Origin of the sequence: Pseudomonas fluorescens (genome assembly GCF_003732425.1) — a bacterium.
Lineage (GTDB): Bacteria > Pseudomonadota > Gammaproteobacteria > Pseudomonadales > Pseudomonadaceae > Aquipseudomonas > Aquipseudomonas fluorescens_BE.
Map to the genome: position 1 here is coordinate 580,491 of NZ_MOBX01000015.1, position 25,728 is coordinate 606,218.

The following is a 25,728-nucleotide window of genomic DNA, read 5'->3' on the forward strand; positions in this document are numbered from 1 at the left end:
AAACCGGGATAAATGCCTGTCGAGAAACCGCTTATTCCGGCACCTCATCGCCCTCGAACGTGATCGGTCCGAATTGCGGGCCCCCATCCGGGCCAAGCAGACTGAAGATGAATCTCCCGCCGGTGGTGCTGGACACGAATACCCGAGCCAGCCCCTCCTGATCGGTGTACCCCTGTCGCGGTCGTACGATTGCAACAGGGATTCGCGTCACATCCATGGGCATCCAGGTCCAGTTCACCAATACGCCCTGACCAAGGTTTCCGTACTTGTCCATCATGGTTGCGTACAGCTCGACTTCCTGCCCCGCCGGCACCACTCCCGAGGGCACAGGAGATCTGAAAGGAATCGGGAATTGCATGCTGCTGAAATCTGCTTCGATGTTGACCGGCGGCGCATACCAGGGCTCGAACTGATCCAGCCAGTACATCGGACGCTCCGTCCCCATCTTGCCGCTGGGGATATAGTCGAATGTCCGGATCCCGTTTTTATCGGTCACGCCGTTTTCGAGTTTGCCCAGCGAGGCTTGCCAGTAAATCGTGACACCCTCCATTGGCGCGCCTTCGGCATTCTTCAACGTCACCGTATAAGTGGCTTTTTCTCCCGGCTTGTTGGCGATGAGATGGTCATTCGTCACCACACACGTGATCGAGACCAACGCCTTGAGATCTGTCGCTACCTCAACGCGCGGTATCTGCGCAGTGGTTCTGCTCAACAGGGCGAGTTCGGCCGCTACGGCGTACTGGTTTTTGGAAACGGCGTCAGCCACTGTTTCGGGTAAACCGCCAAGCAGAAAAACTGTGAGGGCGTCCATGCCGGTTTCAGCGGACAGTTCACGTACGCGCATCAGCAGATCGAGTTGTTTCAACGTCCGCGGAATCGGCCGCACCGGATCCATACGCGTTACGCATTCGCGCACGTCCTGCACGCTCCAGGCATAGAACCTGGCCAGTTTGATCGTCGATACCTGGTACGCAAGCTCTTTGGCATGAACAGAGAGTGATGGTGGTAACGCAGCGACCTCCCGCAGGTAATCGAGCAGTGTCTGCTCAGGCTGCTCGCCAAGCCCGAAGGCGTGCGTGAGTGTCGTCAGGTAATACAGCGTGTTCAGCGAAAAGGTGTGTCTGTCGGTCTGAGCGAGCCAGTCCCGATAGCCGTAATCCAGATACTCCTGCAACACCGCAGCGTTCAATTGCAGCGTCGATACCACTGCACTGCGCCGGCGCACATCGGCCAGCAGGTCGATCAACGGATCCTTTTCAGTATTGCGCCCTTGCAGCGAAACTTCTTCAAGCAATCCGGTGCGCTGGAGCAACAACTGCAAAAAGTCGCAGACCGATGTACCGACCCAGTTGAGGACCGGTACTGCCAGTGTTTCATCGACACCGGCATAGAACGCCAGCTTTTGTTTGACCACCGACACTTGTTGTTCCGTGGCCTGCAACAGCACATTGAGCATGGCCGAGACCAACGTGTCGCGCTGATCCTCCCAGGATTTGCCCAGCGCAATGTCGACCGCCCACGCCAGCCTTTTACGAGCGAAGATCAGGTATTCATCCGCCGTCATCTCCTCATATGCCAGCACCAGCCCACTGGTACTGACCAACGCAGGCAGGCTTTCGGAATCTCCGTCAGGCGGAGTCCATTCAACGCTCTCACTCAGGAAGTGCAACCAGCTTGCAGCACCCGCGGCCGGTACATTCGCGGCCAGCAGATCGGCATCGGAAAGCATTGCGGCCGGCAGCAGGTTGCGCACTTCTTCGAAGAAGGCCAGCTCCCGCTCGGTGACTGAGTGCCCCGTTGGCAACGGCTCCGCATGCTCGACCACCCATTTCACCGGCAAGTCACTTCGCTCGCACCATTGCCTGCACGCATGCATGGCAGTGATGAGGGTCAAGATATCGACGGCAATGAGCCGATCAGCGCTTTCATCGCCCTGCACTGCAATCACAGGTATACCCGCCAGACCGTTGACCCAGTCAGTGCCTCCCAGCAGGTGCAACAGCCGCACACCGACCTCCGGCTCGATACCCAGTAGCCGGGGCAGTTTCACCAGTCGATAAAAGCTCGAGAGGATCGGCGCAGATCGGGTAAATGCATTGCCCGTAATGTTGTGCGCCCTGGCGACCGCCGCCGCCAGTTGCTGATAAATTTCGGGTTTGATATTCAAGACGGCGCACAATCGACTGATGGTCAGATCAGTAGCGCCTGGAGGCGGCACCACCGGGAAACTTCCCCCATCGAGTTTCAAAGGCTGGCTGTATTCACCCTGACGGTTACCCAGAACATTGAAGACCTGATCGAACTGCGCAGGCACCTCGCTCTGCCCGTAGACCGACAGGTTATCGAGGAACACCACAAAGTCTGCTGCGCTGCATTCGTACCCTTCTTTCAACAACTGGAACAGCCCGAGCGCATGCACGACGTTGTCCGTGATCAGCCATTGCCCCGCCAATGCCGGATTGCCGCGCGCCTCGGCCCGCATCGCCGCGGCGAGAACCGCGTCAACTTGCTCGCTGGGCAATTGCATCCAGTTGTCGAGGCGCACCTTGCGGTTCATCCGGTTCAGGGCATCACGCCCGAGGGGCTGACCGGGACTGATCGACAGTCGATTGAAAATATTGCTCGATCTGTCGACGATGCTCACGCCGGGATGACGATTGGCATTGATGTAAACCGAACCGGACCGAGCGTTTTCGATGTCTGGCGGAACCTCGGACGGCTCGAATGTCACGTTGGGCGAGCGTACGGGAGCAAACTTGCCGACGGACACCAGGCGTTCAATTTCCAGCGTGTCGAGCTTTGTACGTTCGCCGAAGAATCTGACCTGATTCAGGTTCATCCACGAAAGTGGATCGGTGCCAAAGTTGACGCGATAAAAATCCTGCCACTGCGCCGCATCATTTCCCGGGGCAGTCTCTGTGAGCAGCTCACGCTGATACGGACCTAAACGCGAGGCATGCGTCAGGGCGCGTCCCGGACGGACAGCACTTGGTGTCGCTAAAAAATTCGGATAAGACGGGTCAATCGCGTGGTCGAAATCCCCCGTCGAACGCCGGTGTAGCTGCGCGATACCATCAATCGTCACCCAGTGCTGGTAATACGGCAGACCATTGGGATAGCGGGTTTTTATCAGGGCATCTTCGACGTCGGTGTCCGGCTCGTTCGCTTTGATAAAGTCTTCGAGCACACGGGTGATAATGTCCACCGAGGACACCGACTGGAACACCGCATTGAAGTCGACCTCCAGGTTTTTCAGATCTTTACGGCGATCATGCAGCATGATTTTGCTGTCATCGCCAACAGCCTCGATTCGCTCCTTGATCCAGAGCAACAGGTCGATCAGGTAGGCCACTACGCCCAGAGACGACTCCAGCGCATTGGCAGGTGCGAGTTTTTCAAACAGGACTTGAGGAAAAATCCTTTCGAACTGCGGGCCGTCTACCAGCGACAATAACCCGCTCGATTGCGCCACCTCATCGGCGCCGTGCTCCGCTAGCGGATCACGCTGAAGAAACCGGCGACGCACATAGGTGGCCAAGGCGTTGGTGCGATACACGAAGCGTTGCGCATCCTGCTCACTCAGCGCGTATTCCCTGACCAGCCCCGGCACACCCTTACGCACCAGCGGAAAAATCGATCCTCCGCCCGAGAGATAAGCTTTGAGCTGTTGCAGACCGGCATCCATTGTCGCTTGTTCTTCACCGAACAATTGCTCGAACATTTGCACCGGGGGACGGGGCGATAGCGTCATGATCAGGTTCCTTGAGTCGAAAGCCGGCACAAACGGCCTGACGTGTGATGTCAGGCCGCTGATGCGTTGATAGTAATTTGGCACTCAATGGCGGTAGATAGATACTGTCAGATCTGACAGGTTCTAGAACCGTTCGTCGGACTTTTTGCTCTGAGTTTTGCTCAATGCATCGGGCTCGACCTCAAAGCGCTGGCTGTCGACCCAAGCCGACAGCTGCCCCTCCTCGCCGCCTTCGAGGGTTTGCATGAAGCGCAGCCATTGCCCGCCCTCGCGCAGAGCTTGAGCAGCCTGACCGCTCCATCGTCCACCGCTGACCGCAACGCCCTGCAATACCGTCTCCTCCGGGTTGTACCAGCTCACCCCCTGCACGACGCCCGGACGCCCGGTGCCTGCGCAGAGCAGCGGATTGCTCACGCGATGCCCCGACGCCGGGGTTTCAATGCCGGGCTCGTAAGTGCCCAGCAGCACCAGGCGCGGTGCCGCGTCGGATTCGAATTCACCGAGCGCCGCCGTCGCCTGCAGAACGTGCTCGCCCCCGGTTTGCGTGAGCGTCAATCTGACTGACCAGGTGCGATCCTCCAGCACCGAAGCGCTGGCGCATTCGCTGTCGAGTGTCACGCTCACCGTGTCGCCCGGCACGCCGAACCCGGACACCACCACCTGCCGCCCGATGTGTTCGCCGGCCACCGGCGTTTCGATAAACGGCGCGGCCGGCACGACGCTGAAGTGCAGCTCGTCGGCATATTCAGACGGGAAAGGCTTGTCGTTCTCCACGAACGTCTGCCGGGCGCGAAGGGTGGTGCTGCCAACCGGTAATTCCACCTTATGGCTCCAGAGACCGTCGAGCCCTACGGGGATATCCATGAGCCACGGCTCGCTGCCCTTCATGATGTCGACCTTCGCGCCCGCCCTGCCCTCGCCTTGAAGAAGGGCGACACGGGGCAGCGTACCGTCCTCGACCGGGCAGGTGATGCGAGGTGGCAAGACCACCACGTTCACGTCGAGCCGCTCACTCTCGATCACCCGGTTGTGGGAGGTCTGGCGTATACCGATGCCATAGGACCGGAGGGTCAGATCCCTGATATCGATGGCCCAATCGCCGTCCATGGTTTGCAAAAGGGAGTCGGACAAAGGGATGTCGTGCACCCGATCAAACACCTGCAGCATGGCGCCTTTCATCGCGCCGTGGCCCTTGAGCGTAAATGCGTGGTCGACATCATCTTTATTGCCCGGCTCGGTGATGACCGGCTGGATCATGGTCGGGTAAACGCTGAAGAACCGCTCCGTCGGTGCTGACGGCTGGGATGCTGCCGTCTGGATCACGCGGACAGTGTGCTCGACGCCTGCGGTGAAATCTGTGGGACGCTGGAACGTCCAGATGCCATCTGTAACGGTGGCGTGATAGGACTGATCGCTGTCGCTGAAAGTCAGGGTCACTTGCGCCCCGGGCCAGCAGGTACCACTAAAGACAGGTGAAAGTCCGTTTTCGTCCGGGTCGCTCAGGCCGGGGGCCTGAGGCGGGATCGTCACATCAAGGAAAACCCAGTCGGTTTCCTGGCTGAATCCCGCCTGTTTGATGCGAACCCGTCGGTTAAGCGTGGGGCCCCATACCTCTGAAGCCTGGCTTAACCACGATCCATCGGCTGTCAAGGGAACATGAGGCGCCACCGCTTCATCCGCGTCGATTTTCCACAGCCATACAGTCGCCCCCTTATTGCCGAGGCCACTGAACGTGGGTTGATAGTCGCGCGTGTATTTCAACTCTCTGACATTCGGCAGCTTCTTTTCGACCTCAAGCGGGAAAGGCTGCGACTCGATCCAGCCATTGGCGTTGTCGCTCACTTTTTGCACGATTTGCAGTTTGTAGGTGCCGTATGGCCAGCCCGTCGCAGTGGTTGTCCATTCGCCTGCGCTGACCACAACGGGCAGTGGCGGCGTGACCGAGTCGGGAGCGGTGACCACAACCGTTGCGCCCGTGTACCCCTTCCCCGAAATTTCCACTTGGCCGTCAGGCAAGACGCTGTATGAGACTGCTGACACCTCTGAGGGTCGGATTTTGAATGCTCGGGGGATGCCGCGGTCGGAGGGGATATTGTCAGTGATTTGCCTGCCGACCAGTGACACCGGGCCAGGTCCAACGCTGACAGCAACCGTCCAGCCATCGCCCGTAACGGCGGCCTCGCCGACCTTGGACTGAGTCAGGTCGATAAAAACCTGCATCGTGCTACCAGCTATTCCCCCGGTACCGCTCAGGTTGAACGTCTGGTTCTGAGACGAGTTGGCTGATGGGTTGGTGACGACGATAGGGGGGGGGCGATTCACACTGAAAACTACAGGCAACGTATATATGCTGGTTGTGCCGACATAAGAAACGAGAGCACTGATCGAGACGGAACCATTGGGCAAATTCGCAGTGAGAGGAGCTTGCCAATTCCCTTGATCATCAATTGTGGCTTCAGCGCTCAGAACTTCATTATGATTGGGGGGGGACTTGACGATGAGCACCTTCGATTTCGGAGCGCCGATGCCACGGAAAATCAGGCCTTTAGCGGGCTCAGTAGTGTCGGATTTCGGAAATGTCAAGATTGCTCGGTAGATTTCCATTGGTGCTGTACGTTCAGAATCCTGTCCGTCGAGTCTCTGAAGTGCTTCGATGCTGCTTTTGTTTACGTTAACGGGGAAAGTGATCGCCCCACTCCAACTTCCCGATTTAACTGGTCCCCCCCCAACTATTCCACTCGGCGTACCCGCCACATAAATAAAGACATACGCTCCGGAAACACCTGTGCCTGCGCCGGAGTAAGGTGAGCCGGAAATGTTTTTAATCGGATTGATGGTTGGACGAGGAGGTCTGGACTCAAGAGAAACGTCAACACTCTCGATAGGCAAGTCAACCAGATCAGATACATTCTCGACTGCGCCCTCCACTTGTGTGTCTTCATGAGGCCCGCCAAGCGTGCTCTCATCCGTACCATCAGTTGTTATGGACATAACTGTCTCCGAAACTGTTCAAGGGTGGCGATGCAAGGTGCAAAAAATCCCTGCCCCAATTAAGGAATAGCCCTTCCTTTTTCGCACCTGACAGATCTGACAGTCCCGACAAACGGTAACTCTTCCCACAACCCCCTCCGACTGCGTCCCGCAAGTGGCGACAGCGAGCTACGTTGCCTTGCGCCATTGCCTACAAATCCCTCAGAATCCGCCGGCTTGTGCGCTTGGCTGATGCCCCGTAACTTGGTCCGTGCCGCTGCCAATCAGTGGTCGGGTTTAGTCGCCCAGGGTGTGTCACCAATGTGTATAAGCGTCATCAAGTCGGGTACTCCCTATCCCCCCACTCGATGGTGGCTGTACGCAGGGCGCTTCGGCGCGCCGGTTTTTGGTGATACCCCCCGGTCGACTAACCTGCGTCCAGCCGCCACCCCTTTTGTTTAGTCGCAAAGTGGTGGAGGCCCTCATTACAAGGGTTATCACTATGTTCAAAGACACGCCGAATCCCCCCGAAACCGACGACTCGGTCTCCCCCTACAAATCCGCCGAATCGAAAAAACTCCACGAGGCCGCCGAAAAAGCCCTCGACCACTACCTCAAACCGAAACCCGACCCGCGCAATTCCGTGGATCGCGGCATGCAGATGTTCATGATCGCGCCCGACCTCAACCCCGAAGCCGTGGCCATCCAGACCTATGAAACGTTTTCGTCGGTGAGCATTTTGCTGCTCGACCTGGCGGACAGCCTCGACGACAAGCCGCGGCATCTGGCGATGGCGATCTATCAACTGAGCGAGATGGGTTTGTTGCTGGCGGAGAAGGCGCTGGATAAAGAACGGGCGATTGCCGTGACCTGACCTTAGAGATGAGTTTTCTGCACTGACGCTTTCGCGAGCAGGCTCGCTGCCACAATGGAATGCATTTTCCTGTGGGAGCGAGCCTGCTCGCGAAGCTTTTGGCGGTGTTGAATCAGGCCGAGGCCGGCAACGGCTGAAAGCTGAAGTACTGACGCAACGCCTCGACCAGTTGCCGATATTCCAGCGGCGGTTGCTGCAGGCTGAAACCGGCGTCGAAGTGCAACGGCGTCGCATCCTCATGGCACCACAGGCAACACGCGCTGAGGTCGATCACCTGTTGGCAGCCCTCGCCGACGGGAAGTTTCAAACGCAGATGGAAATCCACCCCGACCATCATCGGTAACTGACTGATCAACATCAGCCCGTCTTCGGACACGTTGCCCAGAAACCCGATGGGTTTGTCGGTGATGCTGTTGAACACTCTGAGGAAATACGGCAACTGATGCCGTTCGATCCGGCGGTCGGTAAACATGCGCAGTTCGCCATGCAAGGCTCGATCACGGAGCCGCACCTTTGCTTCGGAACGCACCCGCGTGACAGGCGCGCTCTCCCCGCTTCCGGTGTGACGGTCGCTAATTCGCCATCACCTTACAACTGCCAGTCGCAGGTGTTGCCCCGGGTCAGAGACGCGACTCTGCATCCGGATCATTCGACTATAGCTCAGGCTGTACAACCGGCCAGATTTTGTATGACAACTGTCATCAGAAACGGCTCGGGCGCACCACGCCAGCGGCGCTGCGCGTCGGGTAATGGCCCAGGCTCTGCAAGGTTTCCAGGCGCGCGCGGGCGCGGTAGGCATATTCGCTGTTCGGGTACGAGGCGATGATGAACTGGTAGGTCTGCACCGCGTCGACGAACATTTTCTGCCGTTCCAGACACTGGCCGCGCATCATCGACACTTCCGGCCACACATACGGACGGGCGCGGCTGGCGCGTTCGACCTTGGACAGTTCGAGCATGACCTGCTCGCAATTGCCGCGATCGTAGGCGCTGTAGGCGTTGTTCAAATGATGGTTCATCGACCAACGGGTGCAGCCCGTCACGGCGAGGACGCTGAGGGCAAGGGCGGCAATGGGCAACAATCGCATGGGGGTTCTCCTGTCTTGTGCTCTGTATCGACCCCTGGTCGGAAATCTTCAGGCGCGTTTGTCCCAAAGTTGCCGTGTTCAATAAAGAAAACGATAAGTAGTGCAAACGAACAATGACTACACCCCAAGAGCATAGTAGCCTTCGCTAGCGCTTGAACTCAGGAGTCTTTGCATGTCCGTCCGTCGTACCAAAATCGTCGCTACCCTTGGCCCGGCCAGTAACTCGCCGGAAGTTCTCGAACAGCTGATTCTGGCTGGTCTGGACGTTGCCCGTCTGAACTTCTCCCACGGCACCCCCGACGAGCACAAGGCTCGCGCGAAGCTGGTGCGTGACCTCGCTGCCAAGCATGGCCGCTTCGTCGCCCTGCTCGGTGACCTGCAAGGCCCGAAAATCCGTATCGCCAAATTCGCCAACAAGAAGATCGAGCTGAAGATCGGTGACACGTTCACCTTCTCCACCAGCCATCCGTTGACCGAAGGCAACCAGCAAGTGGTCGGCATCGACTACCCGGACCTGGTCAAGGACTGCGGCGTGGGCGACGAGCTGCTGCTCGACGACGGCCGTGTGGTCATGCGCGTTGAAACCGCCACTGCCACCGAGCTCCACTGCGTGGTGACCATCGGCGGCCCGCTGTCCGACCACAAAGGCATCAACCGTCGCGGCGGCGGCCTGACCGCTCCGGCCCTGACGGAAAAAGACAAGGCCGACATCAAGCTCGCCGCAGAAATGGAAGTCGACTACCTCGCGGTGTCCTTCCCGCGTGACGCTGCCGACATGGAATACGCCCGCCAACTGCGCGACGAAGCCGGCGGCACTGCCTGGCTGGTGGCGAAGATCGAACGCGCCGAAGCCGTGGCCGACGATGAAACCCTCGACGGCCTGATCAAGGCTTCCGACGCCGTGATGGTTGCTCGTGGTGACCTCGGTGTGGAAATCGGCGACGCCGAGCTGGTAGGCATTCAGAAGAAAATCATTCTGCATGCACGCCGCCACAACAAGGCTGTAATCGTCGCGACCCAGATGATGGAGTCGATGATCCAGAACCCGATGCCGACCCGCGCCGAAGTGTCCGACGTGGCCAACGCCGTGCTCGACTACACCGACGCTGTGATGTTGTCCGCTGAATCCGCTGCCGGCCTGTACCCGCTGGAAGCCGTTCAGGCGATGGCGCGCATCTGCGTCGGCGCGGAAAAGCACCCGACCGGCAAGACCTCCAGCCACCGCATCGGCAAGGAGTTCACCCGCTGCGACGAAAGCATCGCGCTGGCGACCATGTACACCGCCAACCACTTCCCGGGCGTGAAAGCGATCATCGCTCTGACCGAAAGTGGCTACACCCCGCTGATCATGTCGCGTATCCGTTCTTCGGTGCCGATCTATGCCTACTCGCCACACCGCGAGACCCAGGCGCGCGCAGCGATGTTCCGTGGCGTGTACACCATTCCGTTCGATCCGGCTTCGCTGGAACCGCACGAAGTCAGCCAGAAGGCGATCGACGAGCTGGTCAAGCGCGGCGTTGTGGAAAAAGGCGACTGGGTCATCCTGACCAAGGGCGACAGCTACCACACCACCGGCGGCACCAACGGCATGAAGATCCTGCACGTGGGTGACCCGCAGGTCTGAGTGACGCGCTGAAAGACAAAAGCCCCGCCATGTGAATGGCGGGGCTTTTTGTTTTCTGATCAAAAGCTGTGCTGACTGCTCGCGAAAGGGCCAGTGCGGTCGGCGTAGTTTCAATGCCGTTTGATAAAGCCGGTCAACGCCACCATTGCTTCTGGCGAACGAAGGCGCTGGGTGAACAACGCGCCCTCCTCCTCGATCACTTTACGGATCAACTCGCGATCCGGCGCTCGCATCAATTGCTTGCTGATACGCACCGCTTCCGCCGGCAGCTCATCGAAACGCAGCGCCATCTCCCGCGCCTTGCTCAACGCCGCATCGCCACTGCCCAATGCTTCGGTGGCAATGCCCCACTGCGCAGCCTGTTCACCGCTGAAGCCTTCGCCCAATAACAACAACTCTGCCGCTTTGGCCTGCCCAAGCAGACGTGGAAGGATCAGGCTGGAGCCAAACTCCGGGCACAAACCCAGGTTGACGAATGGCATGCGCAACCGCGCATCGCGGCTGACATAGACCAGATCGCAATGCAGCAACAGCGTGGTGCCAATGCCCACCGCCGCGCCGGCTACAGCGGCAATCACCGGTTTGCGGCACTCAAGCAGGTTGAGCATGAAGTGAAACACCGGGCTGTCGAGGTCACTCGGCGGTTGCTGGATGAAGTCGGCGATGTCGTTGCCGGCGGTGAAGCATTCGGCGCTGCCGGTAATCAGCACGGCGTTGATCGCCGGGTCGCCATCGGCCTGTTTCAACGCCTCGGCGAGGCGACTGTACATGGCGCGCGTCAGAGCGTTTTTTTTGTCCGGTCGGTTGAGGCGCAGGGTCAGTAAACCGCGCTCGCGTTCCAGCAGGATGGCTTCGGTCATGGCGTGTCTCGCGTCTGAAAAATCAGCGCTCAACCACGGGACAGGAACACATCGGCCAGCAGTTGATTGCGCGGCAATCCGGCCAGGTACAACCGCCGGGCGAAGGCGTCGACACTGGCCGTCGAGCCGCAGACTAAGGCCAGGGTTTGCCGGGAAACAAGGCGCAGTTGCGCCAAAGCGGCGGCTGACTCGGCCGCCGTCCACAGCTCGACGCTGAGGTTTTCCCGCTGTGCGGCCAGTGCCGCCAAGGGTTTGGCCAGATAGTGCTCGCGCTCGTCATGAGCCACGTGAATGACGCGGATCATGCCTTGGTGATCCTGGCGCAAGGCTTCGCGCAGCACGCCGAACAACGGGCCGAGGCCAGTGCCGGCGGCCAGCAGCCACAGCGGCCGAGTGTGCCAGTCCGGGTCGTAATGCAAGGCGCCGCCGCGCAGTTCACCGAGGCGAACCGGATCGCCGATCTGCAATCTTCGCGCAGCATCGCTGAATTCGCCGGGCTGACGGCAATCGAGGTGGAATTCGAGAAAGCGGTCTTCTTCCGGCAGGCTCGCCAGCGAATACGGTCGCGCAATGTGCCCGATCCACAACACCAGATGTTGCCCGGCGCCGTAGCGCAGCGGTCGCTGCGGGGTCAGACGCAAGCGCAGGACGCTGTCGCTGAGCCAGTCCAGCGCTTCGACCACTGCCGGCCGACCATCGGTGATCGGGTCGAAGGTATGCACCTGCAAGTCTTCGACGACCTGACACTGACAGGCCAGGCGCCAGCCGTCCTGACGCTGTTCGGCGCTCAAGGCATCCGGCCGATTGTCGGCGGGCAGGCCTTGCACGCATTGCACCAGACAGGCGTGACAACTGCCGGCGCGGCAGCTGTAAGGCACGGCGACGCCATTCTGATTGAGGGCATCGAGCAGATTGCTGCCCGCTGCCACCGACCATTGTCGTTCACCGACGCAAAGTTCAGGCATCAACGTTCTCCCACGCGGCCGCACACCGATTGCGCCCGTCACGCTTGGCCCGATACAAGGCCTGATCGGCGCGCTGCAAGGCGTCGTCCAGATCATCACCCAACGCCAACAGCGTCATGCCGGCCGACAGGCTGAGGTTGCGCACATTCAGGCCGACCAGTTCAACGTCGGTAAAGGCAATACGCAGACGCTCGCAGCAAGCGGTCAGCCGTTCGGCGTCGCAATCGGGCAGCAACACGACGAATTCCTCACCACCATAACGCGCCAGCACATCGCCGTCGCGCAGGCACGCCTGGGCAACGCCGGCGAAGGCCTGCAATACCTGATCACCGGCAGCATGGCCGTGCAGGTCGTTGATGCGTTTGAAGTGGTCGAGGTCGATCAGCGCCAGGCCGTGCACGACATCGTCGTCCATTTCATCCAGCTCTCGCGTGGCCAGACGCAGAAAGTGCCGACGATTGAACAGCCCGGTCAATTCATCGGTGGCCACCAGATCTTCGAGCTGCCGCATCATCCCGCGCAGGGTGTCCTGATGCGCCTGCAAAGCAAACCGGCGCTGGCGCTGGCGTTGCCGCGAAACCTGGACGAAGCGCGCGTACAGCACCAGCCACGCCAGCACCATCGCCAGAATGCACACCTGCAAGGCTGAGAGCGCAGGCTCGCGCAAGCGGAAGTGGTAGCCGTCCCACAGGGTGATGGCGCAGAAACTGAAGAACACCAGCAGTGCACAGCGCATGAACGCCCGTCGGCTGAGATGGAACAGGCCGAACAGCAGGATCAGCACGTAGAACACCAGGAAGGCGCCGCGTGCTTCATCCAGATGGGCGATCAGCCAGGTCTGCCAGCCGAGACCGATCAGTACCTGCGCTTCGGTCAGGCTGGGATCGGCAAAGCGCAGGTTGCGCCCACTCCAGAACAGCGCGAACAGCACCGACTGGCTGATTACCACCAGCGCACTGCCGATGGTCACAGAACTCAGGGTTTGCTCGTAATGCCCCGTGAAAAACGCCAGCCACAGCAGCAGCAAAGCCAATCCATAGGTGGCCGCAGCGAGGGCAAAGCGTTTGAGCAAAAGACGTTGAATGGCGTTATGGGTCAATCGTTGACTCACCGTGCGATAAGAGGCTGACCGAGTGTCCTACCCTACAGACCGGCTGCCACTTTAGAGGCGTAGTCGATAAATGACCACCGATTTTCGGGCTCGAAAATTGACGTCAAAAGTGTGGCCTGCGTATACCGCCAAAAGCCCCTCACCCTAGCCCTCTCCCAGAGGGAGAGGGGACTGACCGAGTTGTTTATCCGAGGTACACCGACCTGAAGCATCGCGTCGAACTCTGGTTTGGAAACGGCACAAATCAGCTCCCTTTTCCTCTGCCGAACTCAGGTTTTGAACAGCACGAAGATCGGCTCCCTTTCCCCCTCGCCCCCTTTGGGGGAGAGGGCTGGGGTGAGGGGGGAGATCTTGAAGTGCAAACCCGCTGTGCGATATTCGCCCACCCATGCGACCAACGAATGACTGCCGGCGCGTGTACGCCCCATCGAGGCGCGGTATACTGCCGCGCCTTTTTAGCGTCGCGCCACAGAGGGACAGCTACGAGCCGCAAGCTTCAAGCGGCAAGCTCAAGCTCAAGCTGTCCGCGTACTGCTTTAACTTGCCGCTCGAAGCTAGAAGCTTGTAGCTGCCCCACCGTTTTTTAGAGGAGCGCGACTCATGACCGTGATCAAGCAAGACGACCTGATTCAGAGCGTTGCCGACGCCCTGCAGTTCATTTCCTATTACCACCCCGTGGATTTCATCCAGGCGATGCACGAAGCCTACCTGCGCGAAGAATCGCCAGCGGCCCGTGACTCGATGGCGCAGATCCTGATCAACTCGCGCATGTGCGCCACCGGCCACCGCCCGATCTGCCAGGACACCGGTATCGTCACTGTGTTCGTGCGCGTCGGCATGGACGTGCGCTGGGATGGCGCCACCATGGGCCTGGACGACATGATCAACGAAGGCGTGCGTCGCGCCTACAACCTGCCGGAAAACGTCCTGCGTGCCTCGATCCTCGCCGACCCGGCGGGCGCTCGGAAAAACACCAAGGACAACACCCCGGCCGTGATTCACTACTCCATCGTCCCGGGCAACACCGTGGAAGTGGACGTGGCGGCCAAAGGAGGCGGTTCCGAAAACAAGTCGAAAATGGCCATGCTCAACCCGTCCGACTCGATCGTTGACTGGGTATTGAAGACCGTTCCGACCATGGGCGCCGGCTGGTGCCCACCGGGCATGCTCGGCATCGGCATCGGCGGCACCGCCGAGAAAGCTGCGGTCATGGCCAAGGAAGTGTTGATGGAGTCCATCGACATCCACGAACTGAAGGCCCGTGGCCCACAGAACCGCATCGAAGAAATGCGTCTGGAGCTGTTCGAGAAGGTCAACCAGTTGGGCATCGGCGCCCAGGGCCTCGGTGGCCTGACCACCGTGCTCGACGTGAAGATCATGGATTACCCGACTCACGCAGCCTCGCTGCCGGTGTGCATGATCCCGAACTGCGCCGCTACCCGTCACGCCCACTTCGTGCTCGACGGTTCCGGCCCGGCCTCGCTGGAAGCGCCACCGCTGGACGCCTACCCGGAAATCGTCTGGGAAGCCGGCCCGTCAGCCCGTCGCGTCAACCTCGACACCCTGACCCCGGAAGACGTGCAGAGCTGGAAGCCGGGCGAAACCGTCCTGCTCAACGGCAAAATGCTCACCGGTCGCGACGCGGCGCACAAGCGCATGGTCGAGATGCTGAACAAGGGTGAAACCCTGCCGGTAGACCTCAAGGGTCGCTTCATCTACTACGTCGGCCCGGTTGACCCGGTCGGTGACGAAGTGGTTGGCCCGGCTGGCCCGACCACCGCAACGCGGATGGACAAGTTCACCCGGCAGATCCTTGAGCAAACCGGCCTGTTGGGCATGATCGGCAAATCCGAGCGCGGCCCGACCGCAATCGAAGCGATCAAGGACAACAAAGCCGTGTACCTGATGGCCGTTGGCGGTGCTGCTTACCTGGTCGCTCAGGCGATCAAGAAGTCGAAAGTGCTGGCGTTTGCCGAACTGGGCATGGAAGCGATCTACGAGTTCGAAGTCAAAGACATGCCGGTCACCGTTGCGGTAGACAGCAAAGGTGAGTCGGTGCACATCACCGGTCCTGCGATCTGGCAACAGAAGATCAGCGAAAGCCTGGCGGTAGAAGTGCAATAAGGTTTCGCCGCGGTAATGAAAAGGCCGGCCCGTCGTAAGACGAGCCGGCCTTTTTTGTGCCTGTACCTTCTCGACAGGGGAAGATCGGTGCCAGAGACAACTGCCTAGCACAGCTCTGTGCTGCTAATGACCTGTCAGGTTTGACAGGTTCCGGTTCCTGCTTTTCTTGTTAGCGTCAATCTCCCGCGCCTCCCCTGCGTAATGGATTCGACCATGGCTGATCAAGATCTGAGCATCACAACTCCCTCCATCGCTAAAAGCGCTTCGATTGCCACCATCGGCAAAAGTTGGGGGGCGGTCGGGCCGACCGGTGCTGCATCGTTCGCCCTGCCGTTACCCGTTTCCGCCGGCCGTGGCTGGGATCCGCAACTGTCGTTGAGTTACAGCAGCCAGACCGGCAACGGCCCCTTCGGTGTCGGCTGGAGCCTGGGGCTTGGCCAGATCAGTCGGCGTACCAATAAAGGTGTGCCGCGCTACACCGATCATGACGAAATCATCGGCCACGATGGCGAGGTGTGGATGCCAGAGCTTGAAGCCGACGGCAGCCTCAAGTCACGCATTGAATCCACCTACGACGGCGAACCCATCGGGCGACATCGCGTGGTGCGGTATTGGGCACGCGTCGAAAGTGACTTTGCCCTGCGCGAACTTTGGCAACGGGAGACGAATGAAACGGCTCCCCCGACGTTCTGGCTGATCCACGGCGCCGACGGCTCGCTGCATGTTTATGGCAAGACCACAGCCTCGCGCCGCGAGGATCCGGACGTTCCCGGACGCGTCGCTGCCTGGTTGCTCTGTGAAAGCCTGAACACCCGCGGCGAACACATCGCCTATGTCTATAAGGCCGACGATCAGGACAGCGACCCGATCCACGATTACCGCGCCCAGCGCTATCTGCAGCGGGTGTGCTACGGCAACTTCACCGCGAGCAAAAAACCGTACGCCTGGGACATGGACGACCTGAGCCAGGCCGGCTGGCATTTCCAGTTGATATTCGACTACGGCGAGCGCACCCCCTCGCTAACCGAAACCCCGGTGTATGACGGCCCTGACCTCAAACCCTGGTTGACCCGCGCAGACTGCTTTTCCACTTACGGTCAGGGTTTCGAAATCAGCACCCGCCGGCTGTGCCAGCAAGTGCTGATGTTCCATCACTTCCCGGCAGAACTGGGCGAGCGGCCGACACTGGTGCGTCGCCTGCTGCTGGAGTATCGCTGTCCACAAACCTCCAGCCACTGGGCCTACAGCCAGATCAGTGCCGCGCACTATCAGGCGTTCGATGCCAGCGGACGTGTCGAAAACACACCGCCGGTGGAGTTTGACTACACGCCCTTTGAGATCAATAAAACCCCGACCCGCCTGCTGGATTCGCAGACCCAGCCCGGCATCGAGGATGGCGGGTTATATCAGTGTGTCGACCTTTATGGCGAGGGAGTGCCGGGGTTTCTCTGCCGCTACGATCAGTCCTGGTATTACCGCGAACCCGTGCGCGCGGCCTCGGGCGGCGACGAGATCGGCTATGGGCCCTGGACAGCGCTGGAGCAGATTCCGGTGGCCAACCGCAACCGCCCGGTTCGGCAACTGCTCACCGACCTGACGGGCGACGGTCGCCTGGACTGGATCACGGCGCAACCCGGCCTCAGCGGTTTTCGCAAGCTGACCGAGCAACGGCAGTTCGCCGACTTCACCGCGTTCGATGCGTTCCCGCTGGAGTTCTTCAACGCGCTCTCGATCCTCGGTGACCTCAGTGGTGACGGTCTGAACTCAGTGGCAATGATCGGTCCGAACGCCGTACGCCTATATGCCAACCGCCGTGAAGAGGGCTTCGCTGCCGCCGAAGACGTGGAGCATGAACCCGACGATGACCGCTTGCCGCTGTTCAGCGACTCTCGCACGGAACTGGTACTGCTGGGCAATCTGCTGGGCAGCGATATGCCCGAGCTGTGCCGCATTCGTCACGATGAAATCCGCTGCTGGCCCAACCTCGGACATGGCCGTTTTGGCGCCGGTCGCAAGATCAGTGCCCTGCCCTTCAGCTACGAGCAGTTCGATTCGTCACGGGTGCGTCTGGCTGACCTTGACGGTTCCGGCGCGCCAGCGCTGATTTATCTGCAATCGGAGCATGCCGAGATCTACCTGAACCAGGGCGGCAACGGCTTGCAACTGACCCCCGTTATCGTGCCGTGGCCCGCAGGCGTGCGCTATGAGCGTTTCACCCAGGTGAGTTTTGCCGATCTGCAAGGTCTCGGCTGCGCGAGCCTGATCCTGACAGTGCCGCACCCCACGCCGCAGCACTGGCGCTACGATTTCGTCTCGGCAAAACCCTGGCTGCTGACCGCCAGCAATAACAACATGGGTTGCAGTACCCGTGTGATTTATCGCAGTTCAGCGCAGGAATGGCTGGATGAAAAGCAGCACCTGCTCAAACGCGAACGCCTTCCGGTTTCGCACCTGCCGTTCCCGGTGGCCGTGGTCAAGAAACAGCAGCAACTGGATGAAATCACCGGCAACTGCCTGACCCAGACGTTCACCTGGCGTGAAGGGTTTTACGACAGCAAGGAACGCGAGTTACGCGGGTTCGGCCATTTGCAGCAAACCGACAGCGAGAGCGCCACCGGCGATGACGATGTCGGCTTCAGCGCACCGGTGCGGGTCTGCACCTGGTTTCACACCGGACAATCGCTGGATCGATCCCGCGAGCCCTTTTTCAATGAGGACAAGGACGCCGTGGTACTGGGCAACACCTTGTTCAGTCGCACCCCGCCCGCCGAGGAATTCGATCAATCGATAGCCCCCCACGACGACGAAACCCGCGACCAGATTGCCAGGGCTCTGGTCGGTTCAGTGGTGCGTGTTGAAACCTATGCCGATGCCGACCTGGATGAACCGGGCATTGCCACCCCGTACGCCGTGCAGGAACTGCGCTATCGAGTGCGCGAAGTCCGTCCACAGGGGCAGTATGCTGCCGCCGTTTTGCTGCCGCTGACGCTGGAAACCATCAACTATCGGTACGACCGCTTCATCGACGATCCGCTGTGCAGCCACGAAATCAATTTGCGCTGGAACGAGTTCGGCCTGCCGACCCACGCCCTGACGGTGAACTATGCCCGCCGCCTGACCGCAGAAGACACCCCGCCCTTCACCGATCCGGATGAACAGCAGTGGTGGCGCGACGCGCATGACGAGGCGCAGCAATCGTTTTATCTGAGTGAAACCCGTACGCAGTCCATTGACCTCAAAAGCGATCCTCAGCAGTGGCGGCTCGGGCTGCCGTATCTGCAGCGCAACAATGCGCTGGTGTTGCCCAAAGGCACCCTGCCGACCGGGCTCGCGCCGGCGCAAGTGTCCTATGAGCAATTGGCGTTGCATCAGGATTCGCCGCACTGGAATACCGAACGGGTACTGACGTCCCAGTCCGTACAGCGTTATGTGACTACCGACGGTGCGTCTCTACCCGACGGCGTTGCCGATTTCGAAGCCCTCGCCGGGCCGCTGGAAATTGCACAACTGGACAAGACAGCGCTGGATGCCTACGGCGTCCTGCCACCACCGTTCAACATCCGTACCGAGTTGGCGAAAATCGGTTATACAGCGATGCCCTTTCTGTTTGAGCCAGCGGCCTCGACAGACGCTGATCCCGAACTGTATTCGGCGCACTTCGGATTCGCCAAATACGCGGACCTTGAAGGTTTCTACACAGTCGAGCGTTACCGCGAAACCCCAAGCAATGGCTATACGCTGGCCAACTACGACGACTATCACCTGGCCGTGACCCGGGTCGAGTTGCCCGATAAATGCACCACGCGGATCACCTACGACTATCACGCCCTGCAACCGCTGAGCATCATCGATCCCAACGACAATACCGAGGAGGCGATCTACGAACCCTCCGGACAACCGCTGGCCACCAGTTTTCACGGCATGGAAAACGGTGCCGAGGCCGGCTTCAAACCACTGAGCGAATACGTGCGACCGGAGGATCATCGCCCCGATCCTGCCATCGAGGACCCGCTGGGGGCAGTGCAAAAAGCCGCCAGTACCCTGCGCAAGGACTTGTTCAGCTGGATGGGAGTGGTCGCGGCGACAGCGCAATGGGTTGACGCGGGTTATGTGCTGCCCAGCGGCCATATCCGCGCCAGCGCCCGCGAACGGCTGGCGCGGCGCAGCACGCTGACCACGGCGGAGCAGACGTTGCTCGAGGCGATCACTGCGGCCCGGCGCGAGCCGGTGCACAGCGTGATGCTCAGTGCCGATCGCTATCCGGACGACGAGATTCCGGCGCAGATCCAGATCATCAAAGCCTGCGTCGACGGCTTTGGCCGGGCATTGCAAAACCTGCAACGGGTGGATCCGGGAATGGCGTACAAGGTCGAGGATGGCGCGCTCGTCATTGAAGACGGCAAGTATGTCGAGGTCGCGGCCGATCCGCGCTGGCGCGTCAGCGAACGGGTCGAATACAACAACAAGGGCTTGCCTGTGCGCCAGTTCCGACCGTTCTTTGCCGATACCCATGGCTACGTCGACGATCAGTCCTTGCGTGAGCTCGGCTACTTCGATCAGGTGTTCTATGACGCTTTGGGACGGCAGATCAGACTGGTCAACGCCAAAGGTGACTTCTCCCGCGAGACGTACCATCCCTGGTATCAGGCCAGTGAAGATTTCAACGACACCCTTGAACCCGCTGCTGGCAAAGCGGTGCCTGGGTCATGACCGCCTCAGAGCATTGGCGCACGCCAACACTGGCGGTGAGCGATGGTCGCGGTCTGCCGGTTCGTCAGGTCGCGTATCTGCGTACCGCGACCGCAGACGCGCCGCAGGTGAACCGCCAGCAATATGATGCGCCGGGCCGGCTGGTGGCGCAGTGGGATCCCCGCCTGCCGATAGCATGCCTGAGCACAATCTATCGCCTGGACGGCGAGCCGCTGAAAACCGCCAGCGTCGATGCCGGTTGGCGCCTGCTCCTGCCGGGGCTGGCCGGCGAACCGTTGCAACGCTGGGATGCGCGCAACGGCCATTGGCGCACGACGTTCGATGAGCAGTTGCGCGTAGTCGCGGTCGAAGAAAACGGCGTGGCCGATGTCGATGTTTTTACCTACGCCGATGCCACCGCCGACCCCCGGTTCAATCGACGCGGACAATTGCTGGAACAGAAGGACCGCTCGGGCACCCTGCGCACCGACAGCTATGCACTCATCGGCCAGACGCTGAGCGAAACCCGCACCTTTCACGATGGCGAAGGCTTCACCAGCCGTCGGATGTTCAGCCCAATGGGCGCCGTGCTGGAGCAAACCGATGCCGGCGGCCATCGTCAGCAATCGCGTTATGGCCTGGCCGGGCAACTGCGCCAGGAACAATTACTGATCAGTGGCCAGAACCAATGGCAGCCCGTGTTGCTCGATGCGCAATACAACGCCGCCGACCAGATCATCGAACAACAGGCCGGTAATCGTGTATTCAGTCGCTGGACCTACGACCCGGCCAATGGTCGTCTGCACACCCAGTCCAGCCGTAAAGACGCCGGCGCAGTGCTGCAAGACTTCGAATATTTCTACGACCCCGTCGGCAACATTACCCGCATCGAAGACCACGCCTTCCAGCCGGTTTACTTCGCCAACCAGCGGGTCGATGGCCATCGGGATTTCACCTATGACTCGCTGTACCGACTGACTCGCGCGACCGGTTACGACGATGCTCCACCGTCCGACATCCCCGGCCTGCCGCAACCCGGCGACCCGCACAATCGGCTCAACTACACCCAGACCTACCAATACGACGCCGGCAACAACCTGATCGAACTCAAACATGTGCGGGCCGGTGCCAGCCACACCTGCAAAATGCGCATTGACCCGAACAGCAACCGTGGTCTGCGCTGGCACCCGGGTGATCCGGAGCCCGACTTCGACAGTCTGTTCGATCGCCACGGCAACCAGCAGAACCTGCAACCGGGACAGGCTATGCAATGGAATGCGCGGGATGAGCTGCAACGCGTAACGCTGATTGCCCGAGACGGCACGCGCGACGACGCCGAGCACTACCGCTACAGCCAGGGTGCGCGGGTGTTCAAACGCCACGAAACCTTCACCGACAGCGCTGAGCATTTTCATCAGGTGCGCTACCTGCCGGGGCTGGAAATCCGCAGCAAGGACAACGGCGAAGAACTGCACGTCATCAGCCTCGGCAGTGCCCGCTGCCTGCACTGGGCAAAGAACCCGCCCCGGCACATCGACAACAATCAACTGCGCTACAGCCTCGACGATCACTTGGGCTCCTGCGGGATGGAACTGGATCAGGCCGCGCAACTGATCAGCCACGAAGGTTATTACCCGTTCGGCGCCACGGCGTGGATGGCCGAAAAATCGGCGACAGTCAGCTACAAATTCATCCGTTATTCAGGCAAGGAGATGGATGTCAGCGGTTTGTACTACTACGGCGCGCGCTACTACGCGCCGTGGTTGCAACGTTGGGTCAGCCCTGACGCTTCGCCAGCCGACGGCCTGAATCTGTACGGGTTTGTAGGCAACAACCCTATGCGCTATGTCGATCCTGACGGCAACACGCGTGCGGAAGCCGTGATCATGATGACGTCGCGGTTTCAGTCAGCCGTCAATGAACATGCCCTGCAAGTCAGGGGGCAGCTGTTTAACATTCTTTATCCACAAGGCTTTGAAAAAACCATGGCACTGAACACGGTTGCCGAAGGCGTCACCTGGTTTGCCTCAACCAAGAAAGGCGGCGACCTGGGTAGCGGCTTTGTCCAGCCGTTAGTTCCTTCGGTGCTTGAAGAGATGAATTTTCTGACCGTCAGCGGCATGGTCGGAGGGGCTGCGGGCGGAGACCTGAGCGCTGCAATGATCGCTCCGGTCGCGGAACGTGTCGGACTCGGGTTCGGTCCGTTGATCCCTCAAACTTCAAAAATGTCAGTCAGCGCAATTGACGAGGGTTTGGGCATCACTGGGGCGGTCAAGGAGATCAGTTCGTGGACGGACGTGAAAGAGCAATTGGTCGATCAGACACTCAATTCGGTGTTCAACCCCGATTTCATGATGAACAGAGTCATTGGCTCGTGGTTATCGATTGTCCCCCACTTCCTCACACTGTTTACACGGGCCATTGAAGCGCAGGACATCCAGAACCGTCTGGATCCGGTGAAGATTGCAAAAATCGAAACAATGCTCGCCGATTGGAAAACAGCAGTCCAACAACGCGCCGCCTGGGCCGAAAACGCGTTTGACGCCGCAGGAACAGATGTTGTCTACCCCGGCAATGTACTGCCCAACGTCAACCACATGACTTCCGCGCAAACGCTCGCGCCGATCACTCGCTCGGGCATGCACGAGCAAACCCGGAGCCTGCTGGACAACATTGCAATCGATGAGGCGATACTTGGTTTGTACAAAGAGAGGGGTACTACGGACAGTCAGTACATGCGCAGACAAACACGCACTGCAATGAAGAGGACAGGTTGAAATGACCAAATACCGGAGTGTCAGGAGATGAATCGGTCCGTGCATTGGCGCACCCCCGCGCTATCGGCCAGCGATGGTCGCGGCTTGCCGGTGCGCCAGGTCGCTTACCTGCGCAGCGCTACCGAAGTCGTAGCCTTGGTCAACCGCCAGCAACATGATCTCGGCGGACGCCTGGTGGCGCAGTTCGATCCGCGGCTGCCCGTGCCCGGCATGACGACGATTTACCGCCTCGACGGCCAGCCCTTGAGAACCGACAGCGTCGACGCCGGCTGGCGCCTGCACCTGCCAGGCCTGGCTGGTGAGCCGCTGCAACGCTGGGACAAGGGCGACAACCATTGGCGCACGACTTTCGACAATCAGTTGCGCCCGGTGACGGTCGCGGAAAACGACGAGGTCGACATCGATGTGTTCCATTATGCCGACGCCAGTGCCGACGCTGGGCACAACCAGCGTGGCCAGTTGCTTGAACAGAGCGATCGCGCCGGCACGCTGCGTACCGACAGCTTCGCCCTCAACGGCCAGCCGCTGCGCGAAACCCGTACTTTCCTCGATAAAGAAGCCTTCACCAGCCGGCGGATTTTCAGCCCGCTGGGCGCGGTGCTGGAACAGACCGATGCCGGTGGCCATCGCCAGCAATCGCACTATGGTCTGACCGGCCAGCTCAGACAGGTGCAGTTGTTGATCAACGGCGAAACCGCCTGGCGACCGGTGCTAAACGACGCTCACTACAACGCCGCCGAGCAGATTATCGAACAGCAGTCCGGCAACGGCATGCACAGCCAGTGGAGCTACGATCCAGCCGATGGTCGACTGCATACGCAGTCCAGTCGCAAGGACAACGGCGAGGTGCTGCAAGACTTCGAATATTTTTACGACCGCGTCGGCAATATCACCCGCATCGAAGACCACGCCTTTGCGCCGAGCTGGTTCGCCAACCAGAGGGTCGATGGCCATCGCGACTTCCGCTACGACACGCTGTACCGGCTGATCAGCGCGACCGGCTACGACGACGGCCCGCTCTCGGATATTCCCGGCCTGCCCAATCCGACCGATCCGAACAATCGCCTCAATTACACCCAGACCTACACCTACGACAGCGGCGGCAATCTGGAGAAACGGGTGCATGTGCGCGCTGGCGCCGATCACACCGTGCAGATGTGCATCGATTCGGTCAGCAACCGTGGCGTGCGCTGGAAACCGGGGGATCCGGATCCTGACTTCGACAGCCTGTTCGACCGTCACGGCAACCTGCTGGCCGTGCAACCGGGCCAGCCGCTGCGCTGGAACGTGCGCGACGAGTTGCAGAACGTCACGCTGATCGCCCGGGAGGACGGTCGCAACGACACCGAGCATTACCACTACAGCCAGGGTGGCCGGGTGTTCAAGCGCCACGAATGGTATGGCGCAAGCACCCTGCACTTTCATCAGGTGCGCTATCTGCCGGGGCTGGAAATCCGCAGCAAGGACAATGGCGAAGAACTGCACATCATCCAGCTGGGCAACGCGCGCTGCCTGCATTGGGTCACGTCGCCGCCTGCTGGTATCGAGAACAATCAACTGCGCTACCGCCTCGACGACCACCTGGGCTCGTGCACGATGGAGCTGGATCAGAATGCGCACATGATCAGCCATGAAGGCTATTACCCGTTCGGCGCGACGGCGTGGATGGTCGAAAAACCGGAGACCGGGGTCAGCTACAAATTCATCCGTTATTCGGGCAAGGAGATGGATGTCAGCGGGCTCTATTACTACGGCGCGCGGTACTACGCGCCGTGGCTGCAGCGTTGGGTCAGTCCCGACCCGGCAGGGGATGTGGATGGGCTGAACCTGTATGTATTTGTAGGTAATAACCCGCTGATTTTCATTGATGACAATGGCACCAATAAAGATCTCGCCAGTGATAAGCAGAGGATCGAAGAATTCTCCAGAGTCTTGGAAACCATGGGAGACGAACTGCAAGCGCTGGACACGCAATTGAACGCTCTTTTCACCACTCGCGACATTGTAAAACGGGCTGGGGTCAACGTTACTTTTCAAGTGGCAAAAGGCGTTGTGGGCACAGCGGCGTCGAAGGGAACAGAGTATATGACAGGCATTCCTCTTCTCGGCTCGGTTACCCGCCTCGCCTCAGGAAAAATCATGGACAAACTGGGCTTGATGACAACGCTCTCGACGCCGGTCCTGCCCGATGCTCAAAAGCTCAATCCGCAAGCCATTTACAACGAAGCTAACATCAGCGTCTTTACCAGCCCTGTGGAGTTCATGAAAAAAACGGCCATGCCCTATGACCCTCGAACCGCGAGAGGCGCGAAAAAATTGCTTGATACCGTTGCGTCATCTGTACTTGGCCAAAAAGGCGTTCCCGCTGCCAGTGAACTTCTGGCCATCGAGCAAACAGCACTGGATGCGGCGTCGGCAATGGTCGGTCTAAGGGACAAGGATATCGGTGCCCTGGACAATGCCCTCATTCTGCTGACCGGGTTCCTGGAGCGGGATCGCAGCTACGTAAACGCAACATTCGCCAACCTTGAGATCAACGAATTCTATTCCGAAGGCGTGATGGGCACCCTCCAACTGGCCTTTGACCGGGCCAATAACACCATTGGCACCGACAAAGCCGGCACGATAAGCCGCGAGCAGATCCAGAAGGACATAACGGTACGCATTGCTCAAGCCAATCGAAATCGCGAACTGTTGCAAAGGTATCGCCACTACAGCCAGCAAAAAGCCGCCTAGTCAGTGACGAGGAGTCGATGTCGCCAGTGAGGCCAGTGCGGCGCTCAGCACCTTGGCGGGCACGTTCGAAATACTGCATGAAATTGCAGGCGCAGGCGCCGGTCAATTGAGACAGACCCAAGCGCTGCTCAGCCGTTAGTTTTCGTGTGAAGACGGCTG

Annotated in this window: 13 protein-coding genes; 6 read left to right on the forward strand and 7 right to left on the reverse strand. The window is 59.9% G+C overall.

The genetic code is table 11. The features are described 5' to 3' along the window. Window positions 1-31 precede the first annotated feature (31 nt). The gene (locus BK670_RS24665; RefSeq protein ID WP_123453665.1) at window positions 32-3,751 is read right to left on the reverse strand and encodes a Tc toxin subunit A; all 3,720 of its coding nucleotides are present in this window, start codon (window positions 3,749-3,751) and stop codon (window positions 32-34) included. Window positions 3,752-3,874: 123 nt separating this feature from the next. Beyond that, entirely contained in the window at window positions 3,875-6,742 is a 2,868-nt protein-coding gene (locus BK670_RS24670; protein WP_148047039.1) for an Ig-like domain-containing protein, read from the reverse strand. Between the two features lie 481 nt (window positions 6,743-7,223). On the opposite strand from BK670_RS24670, the gene BK670_RS24675 reads away from it, so the two are divergent. Then, a complete protein-coding gene (locus BK670_RS24675) occupies window positions 7,224-7,595 on the forward strand; it encodes a DUF6124 family protein (RefSeq protein WP_123453669.1) in 372 nt (123 codons plus the stop codon). A gap of 112 nt (window positions 7,596-7,707) precedes the next feature. Here BK670_RS24675 and BK670_RS24680 read toward each other — a convergent pair whose 3' ends face one another. After that, window positions 7,708-8,067, reverse strand: coding sequence for a PilZ domain-containing protein (locus BK670_RS24680; RefSeq protein WP_123453962.1), 360 nt, complete (start codon window positions 8,065-8,067; stop codon window positions 7,708-7,710). Window positions 8,068-8,296: 229 nt separating this feature from the next. Further along, window positions 8,297-8,683, reverse strand: a complete 387-nt coding sequence (locus BK670_RS24685) for a tetratricopeptide repeat protein (protein ID WP_123453671.1) — start codon at window positions 8,681-8,683, stop codon at window positions 8,297-8,299. A gap of 172 nt (window positions 8,684-8,855) precedes the next feature. Here BK670_RS24685 and pyk point away from each other — a divergent pair, with 172 nt between their 5' ends. Next, complete coding sequence (gene pyk / locus BK670_RS24690) at window positions 8,856-10,307, forward strand: pyruvate kinase (RefSeq protein ID WP_123453673.1); 1,452 nt, start codon at window positions 8,856-8,858, stop codon at window positions 10,305-10,307. 110 nt (window positions 10,308-10,417) lie between these two features. Here pyk and BK670_RS24695 read toward each other — a convergent pair whose 3' ends face one another. The 3 genes from BK670_RS24695 to BK670_RS24705 are packed head-to-tail and all read right to left on the reverse strand — an operon-like array spanning window position 10,418 to window position 13,231. After that, a complete protein-coding gene (locus tag BK670_RS24695; RefSeq protein ID WP_123453675.1) occupies window positions 10,418-11,167 on the reverse strand; it encodes an enoyl-CoA hydratase-related protein in 750 nt (249 codons plus the stop codon). A 29-nt stretch (window positions 11,168-11,196) separates the two neighbouring features. Next, window positions 11,197-12,132 (reverse strand): iron-sulfur-binding ferredoxin reductase, encoded by a 936-nt coding sequence (locus BK670_RS24700; RefSeq protein ID WP_123453677.1) that lies wholly within the window; start codon window positions 12,130-12,132, stop codon window positions 11,197-11,199. After that, window positions 12,125-13,231: a GGDEF domain-containing protein gene (locus BK670_RS24705; RefSeq protein WP_123453679.1), complete on the reverse strand. Its 1,107-nt coding sequence runs from the start codon at window positions 13,229-13,231 to the stop codon at window positions 12,125-12,127. The genes BK670_RS24700 and BK670_RS24705 overlap by 8 nt, the downstream gene beginning before the upstream one ends. Window positions 13,232-13,843: 612 nt before the next feature. On the opposite strand from BK670_RS24705, the gene BK670_RS24710 reads away from it, so the two are divergent. From BK670_RS24710 to BK670_RS24725, 4 genes are all read left to right on the forward strand, one after another. After that, window positions 13,844-15,367, forward strand: a complete 1,524-nt coding sequence (locus tag BK670_RS24710; protein ID WP_007916251.1) for a fumarate hydratase — start codon at window positions 13,844-13,846, stop codon at window positions 15,365-15,367. A gap of 213 nt (window positions 15,368-15,580) precedes the next feature. Then, a complete protein-coding gene (locus BK670_RS24715; RefSeq protein ID WP_123453681.1) occupies window positions 15,581-20,077 on the forward strand; it encodes a SpvB/TcaC N-terminal domain-containing protein in 4,497 nt (1,498 codons plus the stop codon). After that, the gene (locus BK670_RS24720) at window positions 20,074-22,833 is read left to right on the forward strand and encodes an RHS repeat-associated core domain-containing protein (RefSeq protein WP_123453684.1); all 2,760 of its coding nucleotides are present in this window, start codon (window positions 20,074-20,076) and stop codon (window positions 22,831-22,833) included. The genes BK670_RS24715 and BK670_RS24720 overlap by 4 nt, the downstream gene beginning before the upstream one ends. A gap of 27 nt (window positions 22,834-22,860) precedes the next feature. Beyond that, complete coding sequence (locus BK670_RS24725) at window positions 22,861-25,569, forward strand: RHS repeat-associated core domain-containing protein (RefSeq protein ID WP_123453686.1); 2,709 nt, start codon at window positions 22,861-22,863, stop codon at window positions 25,567-25,569. Window positions 25,570-25,728 lie beyond the last annotated feature (159 nt).

What these genes read in the sequence shown, in the direction of transcription:
- BK670_RS24665 (WP_123453665.1), bottom strand. Translation starts at nt 3,751, where the DNA reads ATGACGCTATCGCCCCGTCCCCCGGTGCAAATGTTCGAGCAATTGTTC.
- BK670_RS24670 (WP_148047039.1), bottom strand. Translation starts at nt 6,742, where the DNA reads ATGTCCATAACAACTGATGGTACGGATGAGAGCACGCTTGGCGGGCCT.
- BK670_RS24675 (WP_123453669.1), top strand. Translation starts at nt 7,224, where the DNA reads ATGTTCAAAGACACGCCGAATCCCCCCGAAACCGACGACTCGGTCTCC.
- BK670_RS24680 (WP_123453962.1), bottom strand. Translation starts at nt 8,067, where the DNA reads ATGTTTACCGACCGCCGGATCGAACGGCATCAGTTGCCGTATTTCCTC.
- BK670_RS24685 (WP_123453671.1), bottom strand. Translation starts at nt 8,683, where the DNA reads ATGCGATTGTTGCCCATTGCCGCCCTTGCCCTCAGCGTCCTCGCCGTG.
- pyk (WP_123453673.1), top strand. Translation starts at nt 8,856, where the DNA reads ATGTCCGTCCGTCGTACCAAAATCGTCGCTACCCTTGGCCCGGCCAGT.
- BK670_RS24695 (WP_123453675.1), bottom strand. Translation starts at nt 11,167, where the DNA reads ATGACCGAAGCCATCCTGCTGGAACGCGAGCGCGGTTTACTGACCCTG.
- BK670_RS24700 (WP_123453677.1), bottom strand. Translation starts at nt 12,132, where the DNA reads ATGCCTGAACTTTGCGTCGGTGAACGACAATGGTCGGTGGCAGCGGGC.
- BK670_RS24710 (WP_007916251.1), top strand. Translation starts at nt 13,844, where the DNA reads ATGACCGTGATCAAGCAAGACGACCTGATTCAGAGCGTTGCCGACGCC.
- BK670_RS24715 (WP_123453681.1), top strand. Translation starts at nt 15,581, where the DNA reads ATGGCTGATCAAGATCTGAGCATCACAACTCCCTCCATCGCTAAAAGC.
- BK670_RS24720 (WP_123453684.1), top strand. Translation starts at nt 20,074, where the DNA reads ATGACCGCCTCAGAGCATTGGCGCACGCCAACACTGGCGGTGAGCGAT.
- BK670_RS24725 (WP_123453686.1), top strand. Translation starts at nt 22,861, where the DNA reads ATGAATCGGTCCGTGCATTGGCGCACCCCCGCGCTATCGGCCAGCGAT.